Source organism: Streptomyces sparsus (assembly GCF_054776295.1).
Genome location: NZ_BAAHCA010000409.1, coordinates 1 through 4,301 on the forward strand (window position 1 = coordinate 1; position 4,301 = coordinate 4,301).

Sequence of the window (4,301 nt, forward strand, 5' to 3'; positions counted from 1 at the left end):
CGGGGACAGGCGCGGGGGGGGGAGGGAAGGAGGGCGGCCCGGTGGTCTGCGGTTCACCGCCCGGTGGGTCAGCGGGGCTGCGGCCGGCCGGCGTACTGGGCGTAGGCGGTGTCGACGGGCTCCTCGCTGAAGCCCTCGAGGTCCTCGGGCAGCAGTCCCCACACGATGAGGTCGGTACGGATGTCGGTCCAGTCACCGCTCTCGGTGCGGATCCTCGCTATCCAGGCGTTGCGCAGCACTCCCTCGCTGATGGCGCCGACCTTCTGGGCGACCTGCTGGGCGGCGCTGTTGCCGGCGGCGGTGCGGAGCTCCAGCCGTTCGAACCCGCGGTCCTCGAACAGCCAGCGGGCGACGGCGAGCACCGCCTCGGTGGCGTAGCCCTCGCCGCGCGCCCAGGGGGCGATGACGTAGGCGATGCCGGTGGCCCGTGAGCGCCAGTCGGTGTCCCGCAACCACACCGCCCCGACGAGCCGGCCGGTGAGGAAGTCGTCCACGGCAAAAACGATGCCTCGGCCGCTGCCGCGCTCGTCCGGGGCCTGCCGGGTGACGTAGCGCCGGGCGTCGGCCTCGGTGTAGGGGACGGGTTCGGCGGTCCAGGCGGTGACGTACTCGTCGTTCATCATCTCCGCCAGCGCGGGCACGTCCGCTTCCTCGAACGGGCGCAGCACGAGTCGGTCCGTGCTGATCGAGATGTTCGGGAAGGTGGAAGTCATGCGCTGCTCCATGCCAACGGGGGTCAAGAGCCCAGCATGCAGCATCACGGGGTGGAACAGCAGCGCCGGGCCCGGATCGTGATCGGGGCCCAGCGCTGCGCTCTGACGCCGGGTCAGGGCTTCGCGGCCCCGAAGGCCGGGATGACGGAGCCGTCGTACTCGTCCTCGATGAACGCCTTCACCTCGTCGGAGTTGAGCAGCGCGGCGAGCTTCACGACGCGCTCGTCCTCGGTGTTGCCCTTCTTGACCGCGAGGAAGTTGGCGTAGGGGTTGCCGTCTGCCTTCTCCAGGGCCAGCGCGTCCCGCGCCGGCTTGAGGCCGGCCTCGATGGCGTAGTTGCCGTTGATGACGGCGGCGTCCACGTCGTCGAGCGAGCGGGGCACGGTAGCCGCTTCGAGCTCCTTGAACTCCAGGCCCTTGCGGTCCTTGATGTCGGCGAGGGTGGCGTCGTCGCCGGCGCCGTCCTTGAGCTCGATCAGTCCGTGCGCGTCGAGCAGCCGCAGGGCCCGGCCCTCGTTGGTGGTGTCGTTGGGCAGCGCGACGGTCTGCCCGCTGCGGATGTCCTCCAGGTCGCCGGCGGACTTGGAGTACAGGCCGAGCGGCTCCAGGTGCACGTCGGTGACCGGGACGACGTGTGTGCCGTTCTTCTGGTTGAAGTCGTCCAGGTAGGGCTTGTGCTGGAAGTAGTTGGCGTCGACCTCGCCGCTCTCGGTGGCGGTGTTGGGGAGGACGTAGTCGTTGAAGACCTTGACCTCCAGCTCCAGGCCCTCGTCCGCGGCCAGGTTGTCCCGGACGTACTCCAGGATCTTGGCGTGCGGGGTGGGCGAGGCGGCCACGGTCAGCGGTGTGCCGGTGTCCGTGGTGCTGCCGGCGGGGTCGGAGTCGGTGCCGCAGGCGGTGAGCGCCAGGGCGAGCGTGGCGACGGCGGCCGTGGTGGTGAGCTTGCTGGTGGTACGCACGAAGAGTGCCTCTTTCCGGTGTGGTGCGGGTGGTGCTGCCCGACGAAGGGTTCGGGCGTCTTTTTTCGGTGGGGGGTGGGTCTGGTGGGGGGTGGGTCCAGGGGCGCGGCGTCAGCCGCTGGTGCGCTCGCGCCGGTTGAGCAGGCGTACGGCGGAGTCGCCGAGCAGCTGCACGGCGGTGACCACGACGATCAGCACGCCGACGGTGGCGAGCATCAGGCCGGTCTCGAACCGCTGGTAGCCGTAGGTGAGGGCCAGGTTGCCCAGCCCGCCGCCGCCGACGGCGCCGGCCATCGCGGAGTAGCCGATGAGCACGATGACGGTGGTGGTGAGGCCGGCGACCAGGGAGGGCAGCGACTGCGGCAGCAGCGCCTTGAACACCACGGTGCCGGTGCCGCCGCCCATGGCCTGGACGGCTTCGACCAGGCCGTGGTCGACCTCGCGGACGGCGGTCTCCACCAGCCGGGCGAAGAACGGGATGGCGCCGATGGCCAGCGGCACCACGGCGGCGGTGGGACCGATGAAGGTGCCCACGACCAGTCGGGTGAAGGGGATGAGCGCCACCAGCAGGATGACGAAGGGCAGTGAGCGGCCGATGTTCACCACGGCGCCGACGATCTTGTTGACGGCGGTGTGGTGCAGCATGCCGCCCCGGTCGGTGAGGACCAGGAGCAGGCCGAGCGGCAGCCCGCCGAGGGCAGCGACGAGGGTGGACCAGCCGACCATGTAGAGCGTGTCGATGGTGCCCTGGAGCAGCAGCGGCTGCATGTCCGACCAGTTCACGCGGCACCTTCCTTGATCAGCGCGACGGTGGCGGGTGCGTCGGTGGGCGTGGCCGGCGGGACGACGTCCACGGTCAGGCCCTGCTCCCGGAGGTAGCCGATGGGCACGACGTTGTCCTCGAAGCCGCCGGGCAGTTCGATGCGCATCCGGCCGATCTGACGGTCGCCGACGGTGTCCATGGCGGCGCCCAGGATGGAGACGTCCACGTGGTAGGCGCGGGCGAGCTGGGAGACGACCGGCTGGGCCGCGGTGTCGCCGTGGAAGGTGACGTCGACGACCGTGTGGCCGGGTGCGGAGGGCCGGCCGCCGACCGGGAACAGTTCGGCGGCCAGTTCCGAGCCGGGCGTGGCGAGCAGGTCGTCGACGGTTCCGGACTCGACGACGCGGCCGGCGCGCATCAGCGCGGCGGAGTCGCACACCGACTTCACGACGTCCATCTCGTGGGTGATGAGCAGCACGGTCAGGCCGAGGTGCTGGTTGAGGTCGCGGAGCAGCCGCAGGACCGAGCGGGTGGTCTCCGGGTCGAGGGCGGAGGTCGCCTCGTCGGAGAGCAGCACCTTGGGGTCGCCGGCGAGTGCCCGGGCGATGCCCACGCGCTGCTTCTGGCCGCCGGACAGCTGGGCGGGGTGTGCCCGGGCCTTGTCGGCGAGGCCGACGAGGTCGAGCAGTTCCAGCGCCTTGCGCCTGCGGTCCGCCCGGTCGACGCCGAGGATCTCCAGCGGGAGTTCGACGTTGCCCTGCACGGTGCGGGCGGACAGCAGGTTGAAGTGCTGGAAGACCATGCCGATGCGGCTGCGGGCGGCCCGCAGTGCGGGGGCGGGGCGCCGGCCCCGGCCGGCCAGGGCCGTGAGATCGCGGCCGTCGACGGTGACCGTGCCGGAGGTGGGCCGCTCCAGCAGGTTGACGCAGCGGATGAGGGAGGACTTGCCGGCGCCGCTCTGGCCGATGACGCCGAACACCTCCCCCTCGCGGACGTGCAGGTTGATGCCGTCCAGCGCGGTGACGTGGCGGTTGCTGCCACGGGCGCGGTAGACCTTTGTCAGGTCCGTGGTGGTGATCACTGGGTTTCCGTCACTGTCGAGTGCTCGGTGCGCGGGTGGGCACCGGGGCACGGGGCATGTCGTGGCGATGAGCGGGGCAGACCGGAGCGCGGGTGTGGGCGGTCGGGCTGCGGGGTGAGCGGGGCGCCTTCGGCGCGCGGCTCGGTGCTCGCTTCGGGGCGCGAGGCTGCTCAGGCAGGGGCCCTCAGCGGGCGCACATTCGACACATGCAGCCGGCACCGGGCGTCAGCTGCGCCTCGGTCGCGGGGATGCGGCTGCTCGATGTGGTCATGCGACCAGTAATACCAGAGCGACCGCCGATCGTCTCACTCGGCGGGACGGGTGCCCGCATCCTGGACGGCGAGGGGTGCGGCCGGCCGGCCGGCGGCGCGCGTCCCGATCACGATGCCGACGGGTGTGACCTGCACGGACAGCGCGGACAGGTCGGTCACGACCAGGTCGGCGGTCAGCTCCTCCGGGCGGTGGGTTGTGGTCAAGGCCACCGTTCGCATACCGGCCGCCCGCGCCGCCGACAGGCCGGCCGGGGCGTCCTCGAACACCACGCAGCGCGACGGCCGGACGCCGAGCTCGGCGGCGGCCAGCAGGAACGGTTCCGGGTCCGGCTTGCCGCGGGTCACGTCGTCCGCGGCGACGATCAGCGGGGCGCTGACACCGGCCGCCCGCAGCCGGGCGTCACCGAGCTCCCGGGTCGCCGAGGTGACCACGGCCCATCGGTCCCGGGGCAGCGCGGCCAGCAGTTCCGCGGTTCCCGGCAGCCGGACCACGCCGCCCGGCAGGTCCGCCAA

The 4,301-nt window shown here is 72.0% G+C and carries 5 protein-coding genes; all 5 read right to left on the bottom strand.

The window, feature by feature from the left end:
- Positions 1-68: 68 nt before the first annotated feature.
- The gene (locus tag ACYVE9_RS17385; RefSeq protein ID WP_461028791.1) at positions 69-713 is read right to left on the bottom strand and encodes a GNAT family N-acetyltransferase; all 645 of its coding nucleotides are present in this window, start codon (positions 711-713) and stop codon (positions 69-71) included.
- 113 nt (positions 714-826) lie between these two features.
- Entirely contained in the window at positions 827-1,672 is an 846-nt protein-coding gene (locus tag ACYVE9_RS17390; RefSeq protein WP_461028792.1) for a MetQ/NlpA family ABC transporter substrate-binding protein, read from the bottom strand.
- A 111-nt stretch (positions 1,673-1,783) separates the two neighbouring features.
- Positions 1,784-2,455: a methionine ABC transporter permease gene (locus ACYVE9_RS17395; protein WP_461028793.1), complete on the bottom strand. Its 672-nt coding sequence runs from the start codon at positions 2,453-2,455 to the stop codon at positions 1,784-1,786.
- Positions 2,452-3,516: a methionine ABC transporter ATP-binding protein gene (locus tag ACYVE9_RS17400; protein WP_461028794.1), complete on the bottom strand. Its 1,065-nt coding sequence runs from the start codon at positions 3,514-3,516 to the stop codon at positions 2,452-2,454. The genes ACYVE9_RS17395 and ACYVE9_RS17400 overlap by 4 nt, the downstream gene beginning before the upstream one ends.
- Before the next feature lie 305 nt (positions 3,517-3,821).
- A partial coding sequence (locus ACYVE9_RS17405; protein ID WP_461028795.1) for an HAD-IA family hydrolase occupies positions 3,822-4,301 on the bottom strand: 480 nt, incomplete at its 5' end.